The following is a 24,018-nucleotide window of genomic DNA, read 5'->3' as shown; positions in this document are numbered from 1 at the left end:
GCCGCACAATTTACAAATACAATTACCATGGGGCTTTTTATTCGAAAAAGTATAGAGGCTTTACAGGCTGAAGCCAAGGAAACGGGAAGCGGCACCCTCAAACGGGTATTAGGACCCGTCAGTCTGGTAGCACTCGGAGTGGGAGTCATTATTGGAGCCGGTTTGTTTTCCATCACCGGAACCGTAGCGGCTTCTTACACAGGTCCGGCCATCACGCTTTCTTTCATCATTGCCGCAATTGGCTGTTGCTTTGCGGGTCTCTGCTATGCGGAATTTGCATCGATGATTCCCGTATCGGGAAGTGCCTATACCTATTCATACGCTACCATGGGCGAACTCATCGCCTGGATTATCGGATGGGATTTGGTTCTGGAATATACCGTAGCCGCCACCACCGTCAGTATCAGCTGGAGCCGCTATATGACCGTCTTCCTGCAGGGAGTAGGAATTGAACTTCCCCAGGCATTCACGGCCTGTCCGTGGGACGGAGGTATCGTAAACATCCCCGCCATGGTAATCGTGGTACTCATGAGCCTGATTCTGATGCGGGGTACTGCCGGAAGTTCCTTCTTTAACGGACTGATTGTCTTCCTGAAAATTGCGGTGATTCTGATATTCGTGGTATTGGGCTGGCGCTTCATCCAAAGCGACAACTACATACCTTATATTCCGACTAATACCGGCACGTTGGGTGAGTTCGGCATTTCGGGTATTTTCCGAGGGGCTGCCATCGTCTTTTTTGCCTTTTTGGGATTTGACGCAGTGAGTACCGCTGCCCAGGAGACCAAAAATCCGAAACGGGATATGCCTATCGGCATTTTAGTATCTCTGCTGGTGTGCACCATTTTATATATTCTCTTCGCCCATGTCATGACGGGAGTGGCACACTACACCGAGTTCAGCGGACAAGTCGGGATTGCACCGGTGGCCGTAGCCATTGAAAAAATGGGGTACCCCGATGCCCAAGGTATCATCCAGCCCGTTTATCCGTGGCTGAACAAAGCTATCATCCTGGCTATTCTGTTCGGTTATTGCTCGGTCATCATGGTCACTCTGCTCGGACAAAGCCGTGTCTTCCTGAGCATGAGCCGCGACGGACTGCTTCCCCCGTTCTTTTCCAAAATCAACCCCCGTTTCCGTACACCGGTTCACAGCAATGCCCTTTTCATGGTCGTAGTCAGCTTGCTGGCCGGCTTCATTCCAGCGCAGGTAGCCGGAGAAATGACCAGTATCGGTACACTGCTGGCCTTCACACTGGTCTGCGCCGCCATACTGGTTGTACGCAAGAGCATGCCCCACGTACACCGGGCCTTCAAAACCCCATTCGTTCCCTTCGTACCCATCATGGGCATCCTAACCTGCCTGTGTATGATGAGTTTCCTTCCCGCCGATACGTGGATACGACTGGTGTTATGGATGCTCATCGGCCTGGACGTATATGCCTTCTACGGTATCCATCATAGCAAACTGGAACCCGGACAAAAACACCGGAAAGGTGACATGGTATTAAACCTTACAGGATTGATATTGTCTATTTTGAGCGTAGTGACGGGATTGTGGCACCAGCAGACCGTTGGATGGGATAAGGACAAGACTCTGCTGACCATCTCTTTTGTCTTTGCCTTCACCCATTGTGCGTTCTACTTATGGCGCATCTGGAAACATCCTCACAACCACCAGCACTTATCGGACCAACCGATTGAGTCTTAAAAGAAGTTATAAAAAACAGGCAGGAACAGAAAAAACGAATAATAAACCACAAACGACATTTAAAAAAACTGTTATTTTACAGCGATTTATACTATTATGAATAAGAATATATTATATACTGCCATTCAGGCCGCACTCGCCGCCGGAGCAGAAATCATGTCTGTATATACTGACCCGAATGCGGATTTTGAGATAGAGAAAAAAGCGGATAATTCCCCGCTGACCATTGCTGACCGCAAATCACATGCCGTCATAGCACAAGCATTGGCCGGTACTCCCTACCCTTTACTGAGCGAAGAAGGGGCCAAAATCGCACCCGAAGAAAGGCAGCAATGGAAAGAGCTTTGGATTGTCGACCCGTTGGACGGCACCAAAGAGTTCATCAAACGAAACGGTGAATTCACCGTCAATATTGCCTACGTAAAAGACGGTTGCCCGGAAGCAGGAGTCATTTATATCCCTGTCAAAAAAGAACTTTATTTTGCCGATACCACATTGGGAGCCTATAAAATCAATGAGATTACGGAAACCGGTTCATGCACTTCATTGGATGCACTGATTGCGCATGCACAACGCCTGCCGAATGCCCACCGTACAGACGACACATTCATCGTCGTGGCTTCGCGTTCACACCTGACTCCTGAAACAGAAGCTTATATCCACGAAATGCAGCAAAAGCATGCACAAGTGGAAACCATCTCCAAAGGAAGCTCCCTGAAGCTGTGCCTCATCGCAGAAGGAAATGCCGACGTATATCCCCGTTTTGCTCCCACCATGGAATGGGACACGGCTGCCGGACATGCCATTATCCGTGCATCCGGAAAGGAAGTGTATCAGGCAGGGAAAAAAGAACCGCTACAATACAACAAAACAGACTTGCTGAACCCTTGGTTCATTGCAGAATAATCCAACTAACTTATGTCTATCGAGATTATTATCGTACTACTTTCACTTGTGGCCATGCTGACCGCGCTGATTATGGACAAGATGCGCCCGGGAATGATTCTGTTCTCGGTGGTGGTCATCTTTCTCTGCACCGGCATACTCACTCCGAAAGAAATGCTGGAAGGCTTCAGCAACAAAGGGATGATTACCGTGGCCTTGTTGTTTCTGGTCAGTGAAGGTGTACGTCAAAGCGGAGCGCTGACCCAGCTCATCAAGAAGCTGCTTCCCCAGCAGACGACATCCGTCTTCCGGGCACAGGCACGCATGCTGCCCAGCATCGCTTTCATATCCGCCTTCTTGAACAATACACCGGTGGTGGTCATATTTGCCCCCATCATCAAGCGGTGGGCCAACTATGTCAAGCTTCCGGCCACTTACTTCCTGATTCCGCTGTCGTACGTGACAATTCTCGGTGGTATCTGTACGCTGATTGGTACGTCTACCAACCTGGTGGTACACAGCATGATTCTCGATGCCGGGATGAAAGGCTTCAGCATGTTCGAACTGGGGAAGGTAGGGGTATTCATCGCCTTAGCGGGCATTATCTACCTGTTTCTGTTCTCCAAGAAACTGTTGCCCGCCAACCGTCCGGACACGACCAACGAGGAAGAAAACGACTCTTCACTGCATCTGGTAGAAGCCGTCATCGGTCCGCGTTTCCCAGGTATCAACAAGACGGTGAGCGAATTCGACTTCAAGCGTCATTATGGAGCAGAAGTGAAAGAACTCCGCCGTAGTGGACGTACTTATACCAACCTGAGCAAAGTCAGTTTTCGCGAAGGCGATACATTGGTGGTACTGACAGACGACAGCTTCATCCAGACATGGGGAGAATCTTCTGTCTTCCTGATGCTGGCCAACGGGAAAGAATACGAACCGACCGGAAAGAAAAAACGCTGGTTCACCCTTTTCCTGCTCGTGTTCATGATTGTAGGAGCCACCATCGGTGAACTGCCGGGCATTGAGAAATACCTGCCCGAAGGCATCAAACTGGATATGTTTTTTTTCGTGTCCATCACTACGGTCATCATGGCATGGACCAAGATATTCCCTCCACAAAAGTATACCAAGTACATTTCCTGGGACATCCTGATTACCATTGCCTGTGCCTTTGCCATCAGCAAAGCCATGGAAAATTCCGGAGTGGCCGACTTGCTGGCCGGTTACATCATCAGCCTGAGTCATGACTACGGTCCTTATGTGTTGCTGGCCGTGCTGTTCATCATTACGAACATCTTTACAGAACTGATTACCAACAATGCGGCGGCGGCCCTGTCCTTCCCCATTGCCCTGTCACTGTCCACCCAGCTGGGAGTCAATCCCATGCCGTTCTTCGTGGTCATCTGCATGGCAGCCTCGGCCAGTTTCTCCACCCCTATCGGCTATCAGACCAACCTGATTGTACAAGGTATCGGAAACTACAAGTTCACCGACTTCGTCCGTATCGGATTGCCGCTGAACATCATCACATTCCTGATATCGGTCTTTCTCATTCCGCTGATATGGCCGTTTTAAAACAGACTTAAACAGACATTACAATATGAACGATTCAAAAGCAACTCATATCTATCCGATATTCGACCGCATGCTGGGGCGTGCAGACAAGGAAGAGCTACTTCACCAACACGGACTTATGATTTGGTTCACCGGACTGAGCGGTTCCGGAAAAAGTACCATCGCCATCGCCCTTGAGCGCGAACTCCAACAGCGAGGGCTGCTGTGCCGTATCCTCGACGGAGACAACATCCGCAGCGGCATCAACAACAACCTGGGCTTCTCGGCCGAAGACCGGGTAGAGAACATCCGACGCATTGCCGAAGTGGGCAAGCTGTTTGTCGATACCGGTATCATTACACTGGCAGCTTTCATCAGTCCCAATAACGAAATCCGCGAAATGGCCGCCCGCATCATCGGGAAAGACGATTTTCTGGAAATCTACGTCAGCACCCCGCTGGAAGAATGTGAACGCCGCGATGTGAAAGGCCTGTACGCCAAGGCCCGCCGTGGAGAAATCAAAAACTTCACCGGTATCTCAGCCCCGTTCGAGGCCCCCGTCCATCCGGCCCTTTCGCTCGACACCTCCAAACTGTCACTCAAAGAATCCGTCGACCAACTGTTCGGCCTGATTCTCCCCAAAGTCACTAAAAAATAAACATTATATAGCCATGCAAGAAGAATACAAATTAAGCCACTTGAAAGAACTCGAAGCCGAGTCCATTCACATCATCCGCGAAGTGGCTGCCGAATTTGAGAATCCGGTGATGCTCTACAGCATCGGAAAAGACTCATCCGTCATGGTCCGTCTGGCAGAAAAAGCCTTCGCTCCGGGAAAAGTACCTTTTCCACTGATGCACATCGATTCCAAATGGAAATTCAAGGAAATGATTCAGTTCCGCGATGAATACGCTAAAAAATACGGCTGGAACCTGATTGTGGAAAGCAACATGGAAGCCTTCCGCGCAGGCGTAGGCCCCTTCACTCACGGAAGTAAGGTACACACCGACCTGATGAAAACCCAGGCCCTGCTGCACGCCCTCGACAAATACAAGTTCGACGCAGCCTTCGGAGGCGCACGTCGCGACGAAGAGAAATCACGTGCCAAGGAACGTATCTTCTCTTTCCGTAACGAGTTCCACCAATGGGACCCCAAGAACCAGCGTCCGGAACTCTGGGACATCTACAATGCCCGCATCCGCAAAGGAGAAAGCATCCGTGTATTCCCGTTGAGCAACTGGACTGAACTGGACATCTGGCAGTACATCCGCCTGGAAAATATCCCCATCGTACCGCTGTATTTCGCCAAGGAACGTCCGGTGGTCAACATCGACGGACAGCTGATTATGCCCGATGACGACCGTCTGCCGGAAAAATACCGCGACAAGATTGAAATGAAGAAAATCCGTTTCCGCACCTTGGGATGCTGGCCGCTGACAGGTGCCATTGAAAGCGAAGCCGACACCATCGAAAAGATTGTGGAGGAAATGATGACCACCACCAAGAGTGAACGCACGACCCGTGTCATCGACTTCGACCAGGAAGCCAGTATGGAACAAAAGAAACGTGAAGGATATTTTTAATTACGCAACGACATGGAACATTTAGATAAAAGCAAATCAGGCAACCCGATGGAAGGAGAAGCCAGAGGCAAGATGTCTATCGAGGAATTCCTGAAAAAAGACGAACAAAAAGACCTGCTCCGTTTCCTGACCGCAGGTTCAGTCGACGACGGAAAGTCCACCCTCATCGGACGCCTGCTGTTCGACAGTAAGAAATTGTATGAAGACCAGCTTGATGCCCTGGAACGCGACAGCAAGCGTATGGGTAACGCCGGCGAACACATCGACTATGCCCTGCTGCTCGACGGCCTGAAAGCCGAACGTGAACAAGGTATCACCATCGACGTGGCTTACCGTTATTTCTCGACCAACAACCGTAAGTTCATCATTGCCGACACTCCGGGACACGAACAATATACCCGTAACATGATTACCGGCGGTTCGACTGCCAACCTGGCCGTCATCCTGGTAGATGCCCGTACCGGTGTCATCACCCAGACCCGCCGTCATACTTACCTGGTATCCTTGCTGGGGATCAAGCACGTGGTACTGGCTGTCAACAAGATGGACCTGGTAGACTACTCGAAGGAAGTGTTCGACAAGATTGTTGCCGACTATATGGCCTTCATTACCCCGCTGGGTATCCCCGATGTACAGTGCATTCCGCTGTCAGCCTTGGAAGGCGACAACGTGGTAGCAAAATCCGACCGTACCCCGTGGTACGAAGGTCCCGCCCTGTTGGAATTCCTGGAAACCGTCCACATCGGCAACGACCATAACCTGAAAGACTTCCGCTATCCGGTGCAGTACGTGCTTCGTCCGAACCTCGACTTCCGTGGTTTCTGCGGAAAAGTGGCTTCCGGCGTGGTACACAAAGGTGATGAGGTAGTAGCCCTGCCTTCCGGAAAGCGTTCGCACATCAAGAGTATCGTAACTTACGACGGAGAACTCGACTATGCCTTCCCGCCAATGTCTGTCACTCTGACTCTGGAAGACGAAATCGACGTATCCCGTGGTGAAATGCTGGTACACCCCGACAACATGCCGATGATTGGACGTAACTTCGAAGCCATGCTGGTATGGATGGACGAAGAAAAGATGGACATGGAGAAATCTTTCTTCCTGAAACAGACCACTAACACCAGCCGTACCCGCGTAGACAGCATCAAGTATAAGGTAGATATCAACACCATGGAACACCTGTCTGTGGAAAACGGACGCCTGACCAAGGAAGATGTGCCCATGCAGCTCAACCAGATTGCTCATGTGGTACTGACTTCTTCCAAGGAGCTGTTCTTCGACCCTTATACCAAGAACAAAGCTACGGGTGCCTTCATCCTGATTGACCCGATTACCAACAACACCAGTGCCGTAGGTATGATCATCAACCAGGTGGCCGACAAAGACATGCACAACCAGATGGAACTGCCTGTCCTCAACCTGCCGAAACTGGGCATCGGTCCGGAACACTACGAAGCCATCGAACGTGCCGTAAAGGAACTGGAACGTCAGGGATACGCTATTGAATTAATAGTTAAAAATTAAAAGTTAAAATCGACAAGCTGAGTTTTACAACTGTCAATTATCAATTAAAGAAATGGGATTACTCGAATTTAACAAACTCCCCATCAATACGCTGGTAGGAGCCGACTGGAAGACCTTCAACCAGATTACTGCCGGACGTACCATCGACCCGGCGTACAAAGGCAAATACCGCCTGACCAAGGCCGTATGCCGTCTGTTGTCCACCCTGGTTCCCTTGCAGAACAAACGGTATGAAAAGCTGCTGGCCGACAAGCCCCTGGAACACGACCCTGTGTTCATTCTCGGACACTGGCGCAGCGGCACCACCTTCATGCACAACGTGTTCTCCTGCGACAAGCATTTTGGCTACAACACCACCTATCAGACGGTGTTTCCGCACCTGATGATGTGGGGACAACCCTTCTTCAAGAAGAACATGAGCTGGCTGATGCCGGACAAGCGTCCGACCGACAACATGGAGCTGGCCGTCGACCTGCCGCAGGAAGAAGAGTTTGCCTTGGCCAACATGATGCCCTACACATACTACAACTTCTGGTTCCTGCCGAAATACATGCAGGAATATGCCGACAAGTACCTGTTGTTCGATGACATCAGCGATGCCGAACTGAAAGTGTTTGAGGAAACCTTCACCAAACTGATCAAGATTTCCTTGTGGAACACCCACGGCACACAGTTCCTCAGCAAGAACCCGCCACACACCGGACGCGTGAAAGAGCTGGTGAAGATGTTCCCGAACGCCAAGTTCATCTACCTGATGCGTAACCCGTACACGGTATTCGAATCGACCCGCAGTTTCTTCACCAACACCATCCAGCCACTGAAGCTGCAGGACATCAGCAACGAAGAACTGCAGGCCAACATCCTTTCTGTCTACGCCAAGCTGTATCACAAGTACGAGGCCGACAAGAAGTTCATTCCGGAAGGCAATCTGGTGGAAGTTCGTTTCGAGGATTACGAAAAGAACGCCTTCGATATGACGCAAGAAATTTACCAGAAGCTGCAAATTCCCGGCTTTGACGAAGCCCGTGCCGACATCGAAGCATACGTCAACAAGAAGAAAGGGTACAAGAAAAACAAATACCAATACAAGCCCGAAACCGTTGAACTGGTTGAAAAGAACTGGTCGTTCGCCTTGGAGCAGTGGGGGTATAAGTTGTAAACTGATCAGACTATATCAACAAAAAAATGCGGGACGCTCACATCCCGCATTTTTTGTTTCATGCCTTTTATTAACCGCTATCTTCATTCACATACAATCCGGAATCCGACAGCCGTCTTCAAAGAAGCAGATTCCGGATACACAATACGCAATCCGTCTGCCTCCTGTTTCCAGTCTAATTTATGACCTTTTACACCCAACAGTTCCACCGAAGTCACCTTCTTCTTTTCCACTGTAGAGTTTGTACCCAAAGACACAATCTTCAAAGTCTCCCCCGGTTTCGGCACCGTCATACACCAGGCATACAAGGCTTTGTCTTTTCCTACCGTAAAACGGAAATCCGTAGAATAGAACGTATGGTTTGCCTGACTGCCCCCGATGAATCCACCCGGCAACACATTCAGCTTACCGCCCTTCCCTTCGCCCAATACACGCCAGGCTGAACTGCCGTAAATACCTTGTCCGTTCACCCGCATCCATTCGCCGACCTCTTTCAGCATCTTCACGCAGCCTTCATCCAATGAGCCGTCGGGACGCAACGGAATAGATACCCCTACCGAACCGTCACGTGCCACAATCTCCAACAGGTAACGTATCATCGCATCCGAACTGTACACGAAATTCGGGCCATAGAACCAGTCACCTACCGGGGTTTCGGCAATCCAAGCCTGATACTTGGAGTTCCACAAGTCGAACTGGTCATGGTGTACTCCCTGAATAATCAAAAACCGTGCGCCGGCATCCTTGTAAATATCCACTAATTCTTTGGGATTGAACTTCTTCGGGTTCCAGTCGCGTAGCACCTCCTTGTAGCCCACTTCCGAAGGATGCCCGTAATTCTTCAGGTGATTCTCGTAAGCCGGAGTCCCTTCCACATACATTTTGCGGGCATACCAGTCGCCACTCTCTCCAGCCGACTGCGGTCCGAAATGAATCCATATTCCGAACTTGGAATCCCGCAACCATTCAGGTGTACCCGGATAGTTGGACTCTATCGATGCCCACGTGGGCTCATACGGTCCGGCAGTCACCGGCAAATCCAGTTTCACTTCCTCAAAAGTCTGGCTGTCCCCCATCGGAACAGAGTTCTCCGGCAGTGGCTTATGCACCGACGGCATGGGTTCCAACTGATAGTTCACCCCACTGGTCTGCTGGGAAAAAGCCGTTGCACAGGCTCCCAGCCACAAGCAACCTAACATTACAAATTGATTCATGCCTATTTTTCGTTTTCTAAAAATTTACGATTCGCTTTTTGGGGATAATCCCGTGATTCGATTTACAAAAACAAATGTAGACAGAAAACCGCAAAATAAGATAGGATGAAAATGTGGGATTATAGGAGGAAATCGAGAATATACCAACAAAACAAGTCTACTTCCAAAAATAAAGGCAAACAATCCATTCACCTCATTCCGGCTGACCGAACACCTGCCGGTAATATTCTCTTTTATCTGTCAGATTCTTCCACTGCTCCATTCCGTGAACAGCCTTGCCATTCACCCGTTCATAAAACGTGATTTCCTCCTGAAGTACACGAAAATCGTTCTTCATCAGCGAAAAATTCAGGGCCTTTTCCAAGCGAACAAACCCGTACATCAGAGAATCTTGTGCCACTTCCTGCACTTTGACTCCATAGGCTGAATCCGCCCGTAGAAAATTCTTCCTTGCTACCACCGAATCTCCCTGATAGTCCTCCAGCATCGCTTTCATATTCCACAATTCGGGCGACATGGAATCACACATGCAAGTATCCATCTCGCGAAGCAACGCCAACACTTCCGGCAGACGCCAGCTGCGGAGCAAATAAGTATATTTCAAAAGGTAAATCTGCTTGTCGGGACACAACGAAATGGCGCTGTCCAATTTCTCCCGAATCAATACGTCATGAATGCAGACATGCGGATGTGCTTTGTCGACCGGCACATTCCAGAACAAGGAATCGCTCCGCATCAAACTGTCTGCCTCCAAGATAAGCGTATGTACAACAGACTGATTATCAACCTGGCATCCAGTCCCTTTATGGATACAGGCTGTACACATTCCCGCCACACAGCCCACCATCAAGAAGAGTCTTACATTCATAGTCTAAAGGTTTGTTTCGCGCAAAGTTAAGTTTTTTCACCCAACCTTGTCCTAAAAAAACACTAAATTCTCTCCCATAAAAAGGGAAACTCCTCTATGAAAAAAGCCTCTCACTACCTGCATTTTCTCTGTCCCACAGTGTGGGATACAAAAACCACACTGTGGGATACATATTTCACAGTGTGGGATATAAAAACCGCAGTGTGGTACAGAGAATTTATCAGGACAAAAAAGAGTATGCTTCGGGGAGCTTTTTATTTATGTACCGTAGAAAGCAAATTATTTTTTCAGGCTTTTTTTCACCACTGCCGGCACACCTGCCGCAAGGGAATCGTCGGGAATATCCCGGGTCACCACACTGCCTGCCGCAATGATGCAGCGGTTGCCGATGGTCACTCCCGGACAGACCACCACATTGCCACCCAGCCAGCAGTCCTCACCCACCGTTATGGGATAGGAAGTTTCTTTTTCCTCACGACGTTCCACATAGTCCATGGGGTGCTGGGGCGTGTAGAACTGGCAATGAGGTCCTATCAGCGTATTCTTCCCGATGCGGATATAAGCTCCGTCGAGCATGATGCAGTCGTAGTTCATGAACACATTTTCACCCAGGATTATGCCGTTGCCGTGGTCACAATGGAAAGGCGGACAGATAGTGGTATTTTTCGGGATACCTGGAATGAGGTCTTCCATCACCTGACGGTAATCGTCGTCGTAAATGGTCATCGTCTGCAGACGGGCGCACACTTTTTTGGCGTGTATCAGACTGGCGTGTATTTCAGGGTCGGAAAAATAATAGAGTTCCTGACTGCGCATTTTTTCGTATTCTGTTTTCATAGGATTTCAGTTTATTATTTAACGTCAATTCAATATAAAATAAATATAATCTACTGGAATATAACAACATAGTGAAAAGGGTATTAAATTTATAGTGAACAATTATCACATTTAAACGATTATCACGATGTTCTCAAAGTTTAAAATTACAGAGATTTAATGTATGACCGATGATTTTTGCAAAGAATTTTCGTTGCACTATCCTATTACCGTTTTATAGGACAGGAGAACAAGAAGTCCGGATTGACCCATAAGACCGTTCCATCCGACATACAGCCAAAGACTGATTCTTTGTAGTTCATCATTGTATCTGAAGGATATATCCCTTCTTCTTCACAGAAATAATATTAAGGGTATTATCAGGAGCAAGAATATGTCGTAAATAAGTAATCTGTACATTCAAAGACATCGAATTAGAATAGCTGATGTCACCCCATACTTGATTCAGAATTTCATCCCGTGTCACCAAAGTGCCGACACTTCGTGATAGCAGAATCAGGATATCCGTCTGACGTGCCGATAGATTACGGATTAGCCCGTTGTATGAGACTGTTGAATTTTGACTGTCAAACAATGTTTTCCCAATCATATAGTGACATTGAACATTCACTTTCCTGTTTTCAAACCGTTCGTCAATTCTCGCAATCAACTCTTCTGGATAAAACGGTTTGGGAATATAGTCATTACCTTTCAAGTGGAATCCTTTCAACCGGTCTGCCTTTTCCGTACGATCAGTAAGAAAAAAAAGGAATACCTCACTATCAATCTCACGGATTTTCTGTGCAAGTTCGAATCCGTTCATTACAGGCATATTCACATCCAACAATATCAAATCGGGATGTTGCTGCTTATACATTTCCCACGCAGCAGCTCCATCAGATGCGTAGGTTACTGTATACCCTTCGAGTTCTAAGAAACGTTTCAAAAGCAATGAATTCTGCCTGTCATCATCAACCAACAAAATATGTATTTCATGTTTATTCATTGTGGTAACTCTATAATAAAAGAACTTCCATGATTCAGCTCACTTTCTATGTGTATATTACCCCGATGAGCTTCCACAAGCATACGGACATAAGCCAGTCCGAGTCCCATACCTGCTATGTTTTTTTCAAAACCAATCCGCCCACGATAGAATTTCTCAAAAATGTGCCTGTGTTCTGATTTAGGGATACCAAATCCATTATCTTTAACTGAGATACGGACGTAGTCATTGTCACATTTCTGATAATCTATTTCGATTTCCACCTTTTCTCGCGAGTATTTTACTGCATTCTCCAACAGATTGTCGATAATATTCATCATGTGCATCCTATCAGCAGCAATAATCACATCCTCGTGGGGAAGAACAACTATATGGACATTTTTATCACTTGGTATATTCAGTTTATGGATACACGTATCCAGCAAATCGTGCAGACTGAACGCTGAAATATTAAGTGGAATCTCGGTTGCATTACTGAAAGTCAAGTCTCTCAGCTTGGAGAACAAAGCAGACAGGCTATCCAAGGCCGTATGGGAATCAGCAACTACCATTTGCCTACCCTGAATATCTTTCATAAGCCGCTCATTACCCATATAGGATACACACATCTTGAGCGTTGCAATCGGACGTTTTAGTTCATGAATCATTGTTTGTATAAAGTCTGATCGGAGATTTTCTATTTTACGCTGTTTGCGGATCGTGGCAATCTGTGCCACAAGGCAAAAAACCAATAAAACAGATAAGGTGAATGAAAAGAACAGAATATCCGACATTTCTCTTATAATCAGCGGTAACGCAATTGGGCAATCCATTCGTACCAGCTTCTTGCCAAGAATATCGTATGGATAGGTTATGGAGAGTACAGGATGGAACAACGAACCCCATTCTGCACGGGAAGATTCCCAGACTATCGAATCTGCCGTTTCGGCGAAAATGGTATCGATATTAATGTGGTTAGACCGTATTCTCGTGTCGAGTTTTTCCACTGAAAAAGGAGACCGTCTGTTAAGACAGCTACGTTCTATTGCAGCAAGAACCTCCGATTCTTTCCGTTCCTGTTTGACAACAATCACTTGCACTTCTCTATCCAGCCAATCAGGATGTTGCATTTCATATATTCTGGAAAACAAATCAGCTGAAAGTGAATCAATGGCTGAACAATGTTGCATATCTGCCGTATAGATATCAAATAAAAACATCTCAGTACCTCCCCTTATAAACCGTCTGGTCGTGTATTCAACGGCAATTTCGTTATTGACCGCACTCTGACGCACTTTGTTGTATTCATCAATGGACTCAAAAACACGACTGTAAAGTGTATCCGCACAGGTCTGTACCGTGTACTTATATCGGGAATAGAGCCATTTGCCCTGCACGATGGTAAATAACACTATCACAATTACGGTCAGGTAATTCAGTATTTTGATTCTTTTTTCCATGATGCAAATATATGGCAATTTGAATTGAATGGATAGCATGGTCAAGGCAATATTAATCCGCTATAATAATTTAATAATAATTCTATAAGAATAGGATAATGATTATTTTTTCAAATCTGTCACAGCCCCGATACCTTTGCACAACTCCACCGCCTTTACAAATTGCGGGGGAATAACTATAAACAGATATTAACTCCATAAAATCTATTGTATATGAAACATTTTTTTATTCTCTGTGCAAGTCTGGGACTTTCTTTATCATTGTCCGCACAACAAAACAACACGTTTCCGACAGATTATGAATGCCTGTACGAATATAAGGTGACAAATTCAAAATCCATTACGGATACCTATACGACCATTTTACAGATAGGACGTGATTGCTCCTGTTTTATGGATTACACGGCATTCCAGTCCGATTCTGTCAACGCCACCTCCCATGCTTCCGACGAGGATATAAAAAAATACCAGATGCAGGAAATGAAAAACAGTTTGTTTTTCGACCAGACGGTATTACAGAACCATCCGCAAGGCGAAATGTCTGTTTACAGTGTAATACCGCCTGATTATTATATGTACAAGGAAAAACTCCGTCCGATACAATGGAACTTAAGCAATGAAACTGATACCATCTGTGGTTACGTCTGCAAAAAGGCAACGGGTGAATATGGAGGAAGGAAATGGGTCGTATGGTACGCACCGGAAATACCGACCACTTACGGTCCCTGGAAATTTTGCGGTCTTCCCGGCCTCGTAATGCGGGCTTATGATACAGAAAACATACACCGTTTTGAAGCCATCACTTTCCGCAAAGGCACATTGTCCATCGCTGTGCCGGATATCCCCCACATGGTGACCGTGGAAAGAGACAAGTTTGTCAAAAGCAAGAACAAATATGAAGAGGACCCCATGAAAAACATTCCACTTGAATCAATCAGTGATATGACAGTGCAAAAGAATGAAGACGGGAAAAGCTCCATCCTTATCAACGGTGTACAGTTGCGGATTCGCCCAAATGGTTACACTCCTTTGGAATTAGAATGAAAGTTTGACTATGCGTTTATTCCTCAGTATATTATATTGCGTGATTACAGGTCTCGCTTACTCTCAAAGCCGGGTAGAAGGAATGCTGAGAGATGTTTACGGCACAGGCATTGACGGTGCGATAATCAAAATTTCTACGGACAGCACCGTCATTGCCTATGCAATTTCTGACAAGGGACATTTTAATGTGGCCTTTCATACAGATTCAAAAAAAGTCAAGCTAATCGCCGAGTCGATGGGATATGAATCTGTGGAAAAGGAAATCTTAAATATGTCCCAGACTTGCCACATTACAATGAAAGAAAAAACGACGGAATTGAAAGAAGTGATTGTTAAGGCGCCGGCCATCTACCAACGTGGTGATACTTTGTCCTTTCATCTTTCTGCATACACTACCCAAAGTGACTATACATTGAAGGACGCCCTGAAAAAACTTCCAGGCATCAACGTGGAAAAATCAGGCAACATCAAATACCTGGGGAAAGACATCTCAAACTTTTACATTGACGGTCTGGATTTACTGGGCGGGAAATATAACATAGCGACCACAAATATACCGGCCTCGTATGTAAATTCTGTTCAGGTACTGAACAATCATCAGGCCGTAAAGATGAATAAGGATATTTTTTCAGATGACGTAGCCATAAACATCCACCTGAACAACAACGCACGCTTAAAACCCATTGGAACGTATGAAGGCTCCGTCGGGTATGGTGACGACTGGCTATATCAGGCAAGCGGGGCCGGTATGCTTTTCAAGCCCAAGTTCCAAACCATTGCCACATTGAAAGTCGGAAACGTACATTCATTTGCTTCAGATGAAGTGACTTCCCTTTTCGGAGGAATCCAGGAAGAGTCTAAGGCAGAAAAACTGATGGGCAATATATCGGCTTCCACTCCTCCGATAGACAAAGACCGATATGCCTCACCTACTGAACTCATGTGTTCAGTCAATTTTATCAAAAAAATAACAGAAACAGCCACATTGCGGGGAAACATCGACTACAGTCATTCCAAAAGCCAATATGATTATGACATTCAACGTAACTTCTACGACGGGGATGAGAATATCCTCATTAACCAAGGAATAAATCCGCTTTCAACCGGTCATACCCCCAGTTTCTCTATCGTTTATAAAAACAATGCGTCGACAAGCTATCTTCACAATTCATTATTTGGCAAGGCCACGTTCCTGAGCAACGACTTGCCGACTACGGAAAACGGCCAGGCACTTATGCAGCAACAGTCCATGCGTGACTATTACGTAGGAAATAATTTTTCATATAGCTGGCGCAAGAAGAAACTGCGCTGGAGACTATCATCCTCCGTTCTGTTATTCAACACACCACAAGTCAGGCTTACTATAACAAACGAAGGTAATAACATTCGTCAGCATGCAAACAGCTTGAACCTTCAGACTAAGAATCTCTTGTCTGCGATTTATGATTTCAAGAACTCGCGTTTTTATTTTCCACTGTCACTGAACTATTCGGCAGATAAAATGCAAACAGATTTACAGTCCTGCCGGGACAATGCAGACAATAAGAACGATATAACAGGCGGTAATTTAAGCGTGGTTTTTGCTCCGCGGTATGAATATACCCATCCGAAACACATATATGTCTTTCGGACCGATGTACTTATGCGGATAGATTACATACACAACAGGAATCACATACAGAATGGAAAAGATAAATTCAGTTTCTTTTCTGTATGTCCCGGAATTTATTTCAACTATAAAGTCAGTAGCCGTTCTACATTCAGGACGCAAGTAACCTATACACGAAACTTTGGGGACATCCTGGACTTCCTGACGTTCCCGGTGCAGACAGACAACACCACTCAAAAAATCAGTTCCGGCATTCTACAAGACAATAAATCGTTGATGGCAAACCTGCACTATGACTATAAGATACCATTGGATATGTGGTTTGTAAATGCTGACATCATGTACCAACGTGAACATAACAATCTGCTAGCATCCCAGAAAGTAGCATCAGACTTGATTCAGTCAACTTACCTATACATGCCTAACAATACCCATCACATAACGGCACAACTGGGCATTACCAAACAAATTGAATCCATAAAGACAAAAATTTCATTAAATGGCCTGTATATATGGAGAAAGCAGCAAGCGGAACAGAACAGTTTGCTTACAACCTATTCCTGGCAAAACGTCGGCATTTCCCCTACATTGACCTCGCAGCCCTGCAAATATGTTGAACTGGACTATTCCGGTGAAATAAGTAAAACCTTCTTGAGCTATGAGGACATCAAGAGATGTTATTGGTCACAAGTACATAAAATCTCATTCAAAATTACACCGGTACAGTCTCTTATATTGTCCGCTTCATCAGACATCGTGAAAAAGGACTTAACTGAAAATCAGAGTAAAACAATGGGCTTGCTTGATTTTGACATAACCTGGCTATTCAAGGCTTTCAGGTTTAATCTAAGCTTGCAAAACGCGTTAAACCAGGATTCATATAGCTATACGATATACAATTCCATCAATACCTACAGCTATAATTACAAACTGCGTGGACGTGAACTATTATTCACGCTTGCCATAACACTATAATATTTTTGAGACAAACAATTGCTATACGTTAATGTAGCGTTAGCAAAATATGGAAAAATTTTATCCGAGTAAAACCGTTTCAATAATTTGGAATAATACCTACAAACGATCAACCATAAAAGAAAGAGGTGGTAGACCTGTACAAGGGTGATTGGGAACAATTGGGAAACATTGTAACAAAAAAAGCTAAGCATTGATTTCTCAGTTGCTTAGCTTCTTGTGGTACCCAGACCCGGGGTCGAACCGGGATGGATGTTACTCCACTGGTGTTTGAGACCAGCGCGTCTACCGATTCCGCCATCTGGGCATAATTTTCGATTGCGAGTGCAAAGGTACACATCTTTTCCGATATTGCAAGGATTCCCACCGAAAAAAACGAAAAAAAGTTTTCTAACACTATTTAGAATCCTTTTCTGACGTTTCTTGCAAAATAAACTCTATCTTAGCATCAAACTTTAACGCTAGCATCTACCATGGACAGTAAGAATTTTTATTGCATCATCATGGCCGGAGGAACCGGGCGTCGGTTCTGGCCATATAGCCGCAAAGCCTTACCCAAACAATTCCTCGACTTCTTTGGAACTGGGCAGACGCTCTTGCAACAGACTTACGAAAGATACAAGCAAATACTTCCTGCAGAGAATATTTTCATCACTACCAACCAGCATTACAGGGAACTGGTACTGAACTCGCTCCCCGACTTCAAGGAATCGCAGCTCATCGTAGAGGAAGAACACCGAAATACGGCTCCTGCCATCGCATACGCTTCGTATGTCATCCAGAAAATCAACCCCGACGCAAGTATCGTCGTCGCCCCGTCCGACCACCTGATTCTCAAAATGGATGAGTTCAAACGGGATATCCTGAAATCACTGGAATTTGCTTCCCGAACGGACAAGCTTCTGACATTGGGCATCAAACCCAGCTACCCGGAAACGGGTTATGGTTACATCCAGATTTCTGAAGAGGACAAGGAAGAAGACTTCTATAAAGTCAAAACGTTCGTCGAAAAACCACTGCGGGAATTTGCGGAGGTGTTCGTACAGAGCAATGAATTTTACTGGAACTCGGGCATCTTTGTATGGCATGTCGATACCATTCTGAAAGCGTTTCATGAAATGATGGCGGATGTGTGTCCGCAAGTGGAATGTGACATGCCGAAGTTCAGCACATGTCCGAACAGTTCCATCGACTACAGCATCATGGAAAAAGCGAACAATGTGTACGTGTTATTGTGTGACTTCGGATGGGCGGACATTGGCACATGGAACTCGCTCTACGATGCCTCACCGAAGGATGAGAACCAGAATGTGACTACACACAGCAACACGTTGTTGTACAACTGCAAGGGAAATATCATCATGACGCCGAAGGATAAATTGGTCGTAGTGCAGGACTTGGAAAACTACCTGATTGCCGAACAGGGGAATGCCTTGCTCATCTGCAAGAAGGACGACCAGAATGCTATCCGGAAATTCGTCAACGACGCGGAAATGAAATTCGGAGAACAATACTCATAAATCGCAAAAAGCAATCCGTCTATTCAGATAATGAAAACGGTCTGCCGCTTTCCTCGAAGAAAGAAGCAGACCGTTTTCTTATGTCGTCTTATTCTCAATATTCAAAAGTAATGCCCAGTGTGGGAAGCAGGGTACCGCTTTCCTGACGGATGGATTTCATGACGTAACGCTGTTCAGCCAGCGGAGCAGAAGGGTTTTCAATCTGCCCCGTACTCATCAGGGCATCTGGCCGACGCAGCTTACTGGCTGTGATATTCTGGATATCGAGGTAAAAGCCCAGCATGTATTTCTTCAAATAAAAGGTTTTGTCTACCCGCACATCCAACTGGCCGAACACGGGGAGACGCTCCTGGTTATAACGGCTGTAGTCGTAATAAGCCCGTCCTTGTACGTCCCAGGCCTCCACCAGAGACGATTTTGCCTCATCATAGGGAGTGTACGGAGAACCTCCGATGCAGCTGACTTTGGCACCCAGGCTCCAATGCTTGGGAAAGTTATAGGTACCGCTCACGTTCAAGATAAACCGATTGTCCCAGGCGGAAGGCACATAGCTGCCTTGCTTGCCGTCCTTGAACTCACTTTTGAAAATGGTCAGTGAAGAAGAGAGGTTCAGTTTCTGTGTCAGCAACCACTTGAACATCAGTTCCGCTCCGTAGGAACGTCCTTTGGCCTCGGAAGAAAGAGCTTCGTTGCCAATCGTCCCGTAGTCATTTCCCTTGCACGACAAGGGTATCTGGTCGGACAAAGAGAACGGCATGTTTCCATAGAGTTTGTAGAAACCTTCCACCGAGAACTCCATGTTTTCATTAGGAGTCCAGGACAGTCCCACACTCTCCTGCGACACGGAGATGTAATCCAAGTGTTTGTTCACATAGTTTCCGGCTTCTCCCTTGAAACCCAAGGCGGTATAAGAAGGCAGCTGGTAGTACAGCCCCACATGACCGCTCAGGAACAGTCCGTCGGCCAGACGATAAGACACGGACAGACGGGGAGAAAGCTGGCGCCACAGTTCTTTCATTTTGTCGCTGTAATTGTTGCCATCGGTACGCACGCCAATGGAAGCTGTAAAACTTTTGTCGGGAGCCGCATAATCAATGGAAGCAAACAGTCCCCACCGCCAGAGGGAAAGGTCGGTGTGGTAATTGTATTCCCGAAGTGCATCGGCAAATATCTTCCGGTATTCATCGCTTTTGTAGCGGGAATAGTTCAGGTCAAAACCTGCTTTTACCTTCCACACACTCCACGAGGAGGTGTTCTCCATTCGCAGTTTGGTTTCCTGTTCCACTGAACCCAAATGCAGCGTCAAATTGTCCTCACTGCTTTCATCGTTGTTACGGTATTTGATGTTCCGGTTGTTCAGATAGCTCTGACTCAGCACGATGGTCTGCACATGTATAGGGGTATAATGCCGGTACACCCCACCTACGGTATAGGTTTCCTGCTCTATTTTGGGAAGGTAACTGAGCATGTATTCGGCATCTTCTCCCTCAATACCCAGATTCAGTTTCATGCGGTCAAGGCCTCCCAGTCCGAGCAAAGTCAGTTCATTGTGACTGTCGAAACGGGTTTTCAGCTTGAAGGAGGCATCGGTATACGCAGGCAGGAAAGGCAGTCCCAGCACCTTGAACAAAGCCTGCAAGTAGGACTGGCGGACCGACACCAGATAGGAGGTCTTTTTACCCAAGTGCCCATTGGAACTCAAAGAGACTTCCGAAGCGCCCAAGGTAGCTTTCAGGGAGTTCCGCTCCATGTCGCCATCGCGCAGACTGAAATCCAACACACTGCTCAGGGCATTGCCCTTGTCGGCCGGGAAGGCCCCGCTGTAAAACTTCACACTACGAATCAAATCGGCATCAATCAGTCCGACCGGTCCGCCGGAAGCTCCCTGGGTACTGAAATGGTTGATGTTCGGAATTTCCACTCCATCCAGATAGAAACGGTTTTCTGAAGGCCCACCGCCTCGCACAATCAAATCATTACGGTAACCGATGGGAGAAAAAGCCACTCCCGGATAATTCTGCACCACCTTTGAGATGTCGCGGTTGGCACCCGGAGCTTTCTCTATCTCCTGCAAACCGATGACCCGCAGGCTGACCGGACTCTCCACCACTTTCTGAAAGGGAGAGGCAGTGACCACCACTTCATTCAGGGAAGTATTTTCTTCCTCCAGCTCAATCTGCACATAGGGAGTGACATGGTTCACACGGTATTCGGGAGTCAGTGCCGTTTTATACCCCAGAAACGAGGCCTGCAGGCGATAGATTCCCGGAGGCACCTGCGTAATGGTAAAGTTTCCATTGCTGTCGGTCGAAGCGCCGATGCCCAACCCCACCACCAGCACGTTCACAAACTCCAGCGGTTGGCGGGTGGATTTGTCAATCACGGTTCCTTTTATCTGGTATTCAACGGCAAACACTTTCAGCACAAAACACAAGAAAAGGATAAAGGGAGCAATTCGTTTGTAAAACATAGGCACACAGTATTTCGATAAAAAAATCAGGTGCGGTTTCCAAAAATCTCAGTTTTCTGAAAACCACACCTGAAAAATACGAAGAATACTTTATATTTAAGGTATTTTTTTAGAAGAAAATTATTTGCTTTCAGCTTTCCAAGCCTCGTTGATGGCCTTGGCTATTGCGGTAAACTCTTCTTGAGAAAGTTGCAGCTTGGGATTGGAGAACAGCATGTCCGATTCCTTCTGGATAGGAATCAAATGAATGTGTGCATGGGGAACTTCCAGACCGATGACCGCTTCACCCACCTTCTTGCACGGGAAAGCCTTCTGAATGGCCAGTGCCACATGTTTGGCAAACACATGCATCTGAGCTAGTTCGTCATCACTCAGGTCGTAAATGTAATCCACTTCCCGTTTGGGCACTACCAGCGTATGTCCTTTTACCAGCGGATTGATATCCAAGAAAGCATAAAACTTGTCATTCTCAGCCACCTTGTAGCTGGGAATCTCACCTGCAATGATTTTACTGAATATTGTTGCCATATTGATAGAATATTAAATAAGGCAAGTCCGCCAGAGCAGACCTGCCTTACAAATTAAAATGATATACCTGTAATCTCTAATGAGATTTTTCCCTGCGGGATAGTGATTTCTGCCACTTCGCCCACTTTCTTGCCCAGCAAACCCTGTGCAATCGGCGTATTGACGGAAATCTTGCCTTGCTTCAGATTGGCTTCGCTTTCGGATACGATGGTATAAGCCATCTTCATGCCGGTCTTCACGTTCTTCAATTCCACACGGCTCAAAATCTGTACCGTATCGGTTTTCAATTTGGATGTATCAATAATCTTGGCATCGCCAATGGTTGCCTTCAACTGGTTAATCTTCATCTCCAGCATACCTTGGGCTTCTTTTGCCGCATCGTATTCTGCATTTTCCGACAAGTCACCCTTGTCACGAGCCTCCGCAATGGCAGCGACAATCTTCGGACGCTCCACTGATTCCAGGTGTTTCAATTCGGCCACCAGCTTCTGATAGCCTTCTTCTGACATGTAAGCCATAATTTTTCTCCTTAAATATTTTCGTTATTAATTGATTTGTTTCGATAAAAGTAAAGGGCTGTCCAAAATAAAAACCGCCTATCACAAAAGTAAAGTCATTCTGAACGAAGAGCGAACCCCAGATGAATAGATAAACAAACGGATTCTTCACTTTGTTCAGAATGACAATCTGACAATTCAATTTTTATTTTGATACAGCCTCTCTTGCACAGAGTCTTATATCTTGGGAGCAAAGATAAATCTTTTTATGATACCAGTCAAGTTTATCAATGCATGCTTTTCAACATGTTACAACAATTTCTTGATGGCTTCTTCCATATTGGTCTTCTCATCAATACGCAAGGTCAGCTCGTTGTTGCGGTTTACCAAGAAAGCTGTCGGCAACTGGGTCACTCCATACAGACTTAAGTAAGTGGAATAGGTACTTTGCGGGTCACGCACACAAATCCACGGCAGGTTGTCGGCTGCGGTTTTCCAGAAATGTTCATCCGCATCCAAGGAAATCTGATAAATCTCCAACCCTTGTGAAGCGTATTTATCATACAGCTCGCGCAATGCCAGATTGCGGGCTCCCGAAACGGCGGAAGCATACGCTGTGAAATCCACCAGCACCACTTTTCCCTTCAAGTCGGTCAGATGATGGGTTTTCCCTTTCAAATCCTTCAATTCAATATCAATGATAGAAGTCTCCTTAATCTTATCCACTGGAATATCGACATTCTGTACCTGAGGTGTGCGGGTATTCTTCATGCCCTTGATGACCATATTGTAAAGGTTACGGGAACGGTCGGCATGAGGATACATATTATTCAGACTGGTAGCCACTGCCGCAAAGCATTTCACATCTTCCTTGTTGGTCAGCGGATCGAATATCATGTACCCGTTCAGTTCCTGGAACAGGGCGAAATATGCATAAGCCTTGTTAGGCTGGGCAAAAATATAATTACGCTTTACATTATTCTTATAGGCATTGACCAGTGAAACCAAACTGTCCTGTGCGATGCCTGCAGGCAGTCCGGAACGTCCCAGCTTGTTTACCTTATCCTGCAAATCTGCCTGTAGCAAAACCAGTTCCTTAATCTTCTGGTTGTTTTCCGAACCTTCCACTTGATAAGCCGTTGCAAATCCATTGGCGTCTGCATTCACTTTTACGGTTTCCGTAGAATCAACCACAAAATTGATTACCTGGTTATCCAAGCGAAGCCGGTAGAAATCTGGCGCATCCGGACGAGCCTCTGAGAAATGGAACGAACCACCGTCATTCAGCTTGACAGAATCAAGTGTTACAATTCCTTCCAAACCGGTTTGCTCCAAATACAACATTTTATCAGCGGCACCGGCCACCGTTCCTTCTACGTTGAAAGAAGGTTCATTGTTGCAGGCCACCAACCCCGCCGACAACAATGCCACAAACAGATAAGTATTTCTTTTCATACCTGATTATTTTCTTTTTATCCCACAATCTAATGTAAATTCAAGGTGCAAAGATACGGCTTTTCACGATGTCACAAAGTTTTTAAAAGATAAATCCATCATCAAACGCACGAAATTAGGTGTTTTTGTCACAAATAATTGGATAAAAAGCACTTCACCCTG

Annotated in this window: 19 protein-coding genes and 1 tRNA gene; 10 read left to right on the top strand and 10 right to left on the bottom strand. The window is 46.3% G+C overall.

The window, feature by feature from the left end:
* Positions 1 to 27 precede the first annotated feature (27 nt).
* The 7 genes from BQ7480_RS02790 to BQ7480_RS02760 all read left to right on the top strand — a co-directional run bounded on the left by BQ7480_RS02790 (position 28) and on the right by BQ7480_RS02760 (position 8,415).
* Positions 28 to 1,710, top strand: coding sequence for an amino acid permease (locus tag BQ7480_RS02790; RefSeq protein WP_072541627.1), 1,683 nt, complete (start codon positions 28 to 30; stop codon positions 1,708 to 1,710).
* 96 nt (positions 1,711 to 1,806) lie between these two features.
* Positions 1,807 to 2,616: a 3'(2'),5'-bisphosphate nucleotidase CysQ gene (gene cysQ / locus BQ7480_RS02785; RefSeq protein ID WP_072541626.1), complete on the top strand. Its 810-nt coding sequence runs from the start codon at positions 1,807 to 1,809 to the stop codon at positions 2,614 to 2,616.
* 12 nt (positions 2,617 to 2,628) lie between these two features.
* A complete protein-coding gene (locus BQ7480_RS02780; protein ID WP_072541625.1) occupies positions 2,629 to 4,170 on the top strand; it encodes an SLC13 family permease in 1,542 nt (513 codons plus the stop codon).
* Between the two features lie 25 nt (positions 4,171 to 4,195).
* Complete coding sequence (gene cysC / locus BQ7480_RS02775; RefSeq protein ID WP_072541624.1) at positions 4,196 to 4,807, top strand: adenylyl-sulfate kinase; 612 nt, start codon at positions 4,196 to 4,198, stop codon at positions 4,805 to 4,807.
* A gap of 13 nt (positions 4,808 to 4,820) precedes the next feature.
* The gene (cysD, locus tag BQ7480_RS02770; protein ID WP_072541623.1) at positions 4,821 to 5,732 is read left to right on the top strand and encodes a sulfate adenylyltransferase subunit CysD; all 912 of its coding nucleotides are present in this window, start codon (positions 4,821 to 4,823) and stop codon (positions 5,730 to 5,732) included.
* A gap of 12 nt (positions 5,733 to 5,744) precedes the next feature.
* On the top strand, positions 5,745 to 7,256 hold the full coding sequence (cysN, locus tag BQ7480_RS02765) for a sulfate adenylyltransferase subunit CysN (RefSeq protein ID WP_072541622.1): 1,512 nt from the start codon (positions 5,745 to 5,747) through the stop codon (positions 7,254 to 7,256).
* 52 nt (positions 7,257 to 7,308) lie between these two features.
* Positions 7,309 to 8,415 carry a sulfotransferase family protein gene (locus tag BQ7480_RS02760; RefSeq protein WP_072541621.1) on the top strand — a complete coding sequence of 369 codons (1,107 nt, stop codon included), beginning with the start codon at positions 7,309 to 7,311 and terminating at the stop codon, positions 8,413 to 8,415.
* Between the two features lie 83 nt (positions 8,416 to 8,498).
* Here the strand turns inward: BQ7480_RS02760 and BQ7480_RS02755 are convergent, their stop codons facing one another.
* The 5 genes from BQ7480_RS02755 to BQ7480_RS02735 all read right to left on the bottom strand — a co-directional run bounded on the left by BQ7480_RS02755 (position 8,499) and on the right by BQ7480_RS02735 (position 13,758).
* Positions 8,499 to 9,629 (bottom strand): alpha-L-fucosidase, encoded by a 1,131-nt coding sequence (locus tag BQ7480_RS02755; RefSeq protein ID WP_083581740.1) that lies wholly within the window; start codon positions 9,627 to 9,629, stop codon positions 8,499 to 8,501.
* A 193-nt stretch (positions 9,630 to 9,822) separates the two neighbouring features.
* Complete coding sequence (locus BQ7480_RS02750) at positions 9,823 to 10,497, bottom strand: hypothetical protein (protein ID WP_072541619.1); 675 nt, start codon at positions 10,495 to 10,497, stop codon at positions 9,823 to 9,825.
* A gap of 279 nt (positions 10,498 to 10,776) precedes the next feature.
* Positions 10,777 to 11,334 carry a sugar O-acetyltransferase gene (locus tag BQ7480_RS02745; protein ID WP_072541618.1) on the bottom strand — a complete coding sequence of 186 codons (558 nt, stop codon included), beginning with the start codon at positions 11,332 to 11,334 and terminating at the stop codon, positions 10,777 to 10,779.
* Positions 11,335 to 11,635: 301 nt separating this feature from the next.
* Entirely contained in the window at positions 11,636 to 12,319 is a 684-nt protein-coding gene (locus BQ7480_RS02740) for a response regulator transcription factor (RefSeq protein WP_072541617.1), read from the bottom strand.
* A complete protein-coding gene (locus BQ7480_RS02735; protein ID WP_072541616.1) occupies positions 12,316 to 13,758 on the bottom strand; it encodes a sensor histidine kinase in 1,443 nt (480 codons plus the stop codon). Before BQ7480_RS02735 ends, BQ7480_RS02740 begins: the two co-directional genes overlap by 4 nt.
* A gap of 213 nt (positions 13,759 to 13,971) precedes the next feature.
* Between BQ7480_RS02735 and BQ7480_RS02730 the strand changes: the two genes are divergently transcribed.
* Positions 13,972 to 14,802, top strand: coding sequence for a GLPGLI family protein (locus tag BQ7480_RS02730; RefSeq protein ID WP_072541615.1), 831 nt, complete (start codon positions 13,972 to 13,974; stop codon positions 14,800 to 14,802).
* A gap of 82 nt (positions 14,803 to 14,884) precedes the next feature.
* The gene (locus BQ7480_RS02725) at positions 14,885 to 17,386 is read left to right on the top strand and encodes a Plug domain-containing protein (protein ID WP_235816627.1); all 2,502 of its coding nucleotides are present in this window, start codon (positions 14,885 to 14,887) and stop codon (positions 17,384 to 17,386) included.
* A 220-nt stretch (positions 17,387 to 17,606) separates the two neighbouring features.
* Here BQ7480_RS02725 and BQ7480_RS02720 read toward each other — a convergent pair.
* Positions 17,607 to 17,693: transfer RNA gene (locus tag BQ7480_RS02720), tRNA-Leu, on the bottom strand.
* A 166-nt stretch (positions 17,694 to 17,859) separates the two neighbouring features.
* Between BQ7480_RS02720 and BQ7480_RS02715 the strand changes: the two genes are divergently transcribed.
* Positions 17,860 to 18,906 carry a mannose-1-phosphate guanylyltransferase gene (locus BQ7480_RS02715; RefSeq protein ID WP_072541614.1) on the top strand — a complete coding sequence of 349 codons (1,047 nt, stop codon included), beginning with the start codon at positions 17,860 to 17,862 and terminating at the stop codon, positions 18,904 to 18,906.
* Between the two features lie 94 nt (positions 18,907 to 19,000).
* On the opposite strand, the gene BQ7480_RS02710 is transcribed toward BQ7480_RS02715, so the two are convergent.
* The 4 genes from BQ7480_RS02710 to BQ7480_RS02695 all read right to left on the bottom strand — a co-directional run bounded on the left by BQ7480_RS02710 (position 19,001) and on the right by BQ7480_RS02695 (position 23,856).
* Complete coding sequence (locus BQ7480_RS02710; protein WP_072541613.1) at positions 19,001 to 21,376, bottom strand: TonB-dependent receptor; 2,376 nt, start codon at positions 21,374 to 21,376, stop codon at positions 19,001 to 19,003.
* 120 nt (positions 21,377 to 21,496) lie between these two features.
* Positions 21,497 to 21,904, bottom strand: coding sequence for an HIT family protein (locus BQ7480_RS02705; protein WP_022355128.1), 408 nt, complete (start codon positions 21,902 to 21,904; stop codon positions 21,497 to 21,499).
* Positions 21,905 to 21,957: 53 nt separating this feature from the next.
* The gene (gene greA / locus BQ7480_RS02700; protein ID WP_022355129.1) at positions 21,958 to 22,422 is read right to left on the bottom strand and encodes a transcription elongation factor GreA; all 465 of its coding nucleotides are present in this window, start codon (positions 22,420 to 22,422) and stop codon (positions 21,958 to 21,960) included.
* Positions 22,423 to 22,710: 288 nt separating this feature from the next.
* Entirely contained in the window at positions 22,711 to 23,856 is a 1,146-nt protein-coding gene (locus BQ7480_RS02695) for a TlpA disulfide reductase family protein (protein ID WP_072541612.1), read from the bottom strand.
* Between the last annotated feature and the right edge of the window lie 162 nt (positions 23,857 to 24,018).

Source organism: Bacteroides mediterraneensis, from assembly GCF_900128455.1.
Lineage (GTDB): Bacteria > Bacteroidota > Bacteroidia > Bacteroidales > Bacteroidaceae > Phocaeicola > Phocaeicola mediterraneensis.
Note: the sequence above shows the minus strand (reverse complement) of the source record. Positions and strands in the feature narration are given on the sequence as shown.

Coding starts and splice junctions, on each gene's coding strand:
- cysQ (WP_072541626.1), top strand. CDS start 1,807: ATGAATAAGAATATATTATATACTGCCATTCAGGCCGCACTCGCCGCC.
- BQ7480_RS02735 (WP_072541616.1), bottom strand. CDS start 13,758: ATGGAAAAAAGAATCAAAATACTGAATTACCTGACCGTAATTGTGATA.
- BQ7480_RS02750 (WP_072541619.1), bottom strand. CDS start 10,497: ATGAATGTAAGACTCTTCTTGATGGTGGGCTGTGTGGCGGGAATGTGT.
- BQ7480_RS02755 (WP_083581740.1), bottom strand. CDS start 9,629: ATGAATCAATTTGTAATGTTAGGTTGCTTGTGGCTGGGAGCCTGTGCA.
- cysN (WP_072541622.1), top strand. CDS start 5,745: ATGGAACATTTAGATAAAAGCAAATCAGGCAACCCGATGGAAGGAGAA.
- BQ7480_RS02740 (WP_072541617.1), bottom strand. CDS start 12,319: ATGAATAAACATGAAATACATATTTTGTTGGTTGATGATGACAGGCAG.
- BQ7480_RS02745 (WP_072541618.1), bottom strand. CDS start 11,334: ATGAAAACAGAATACGAAAAAATGCGCAGTCAGGAACTCTATTATTTT.
- BQ7480_RS02760 (WP_072541621.1), top strand. CDS start 7,309: ATGGGATTACTCGAATTTAACAAACTCCCCATCAATACGCTGGTAGGA.
- BQ7480_RS02730 (WP_072541615.1), top strand. CDS start 13,972: ATGAAACATTTTTTTATTCTCTGTGCAAGTCTGGGACTTTCTTTATCA.
- BQ7480_RS02725 (WP_235816627.1), top strand. CDS start 14,885: ATGCTGAGAGATGTTTACGGCACAGGCATTGACGGTGCGATAATCAAA.
- BQ7480_RS02715 (WP_072541614.1), top strand. CDS start 17,860: ATGGACAGTAAGAATTTTTATTGCATCATCATGGCCGGAGGAACCGGG.
- BQ7480_RS02710 (WP_072541613.1), bottom strand. CDS start 21,376: ATGTTTTACAAACGAATTGCTCCCTTTATCCTTTTCTTGTGTTTTGTG.
- BQ7480_RS02790 (WP_072541627.1), top strand. CDS start 28: ATGGGGCTTTTTATTCGAAAAAGTATAGAGGCTTTACAGGCTGAAGCC.
- cysC (WP_072541624.1), top strand. CDS start 4,196: ATGAACGATTCAAAAGCAACTCATATCTATCCGATATTCGACCGCATG.
- BQ7480_RS02695 (WP_072541612.1), bottom strand. CDS start 23,856: ATGAAAAGAAATACTTATCTGTTTGTGGCATTGTTGTCGGCGGGGTTG.
- cysD (WP_072541623.1), top strand. CDS start 4,821: ATGCAAGAAGAATACAAATTAAGCCACTTGAAAGAACTCGAAGCCGAG.
- greA (WP_022355129.1), bottom strand. CDS start 22,422: ATGGCTTACATGTCAGAAGAAGGCTATCAGAAGCTGGTGGCCGAATTG.
- BQ7480_RS02705 (WP_022355128.1), bottom strand. CDS start 21,904: ATGGCAACAATATTCAGTAAAATCATTGCAGGTGAGATTCCCAGCTAC.
- BQ7480_RS02780 (WP_072541625.1), top strand. CDS start 2,629: ATGTCTATCGAGATTATTATCGTACTACTTTCACTTGTGGCCATGCTG.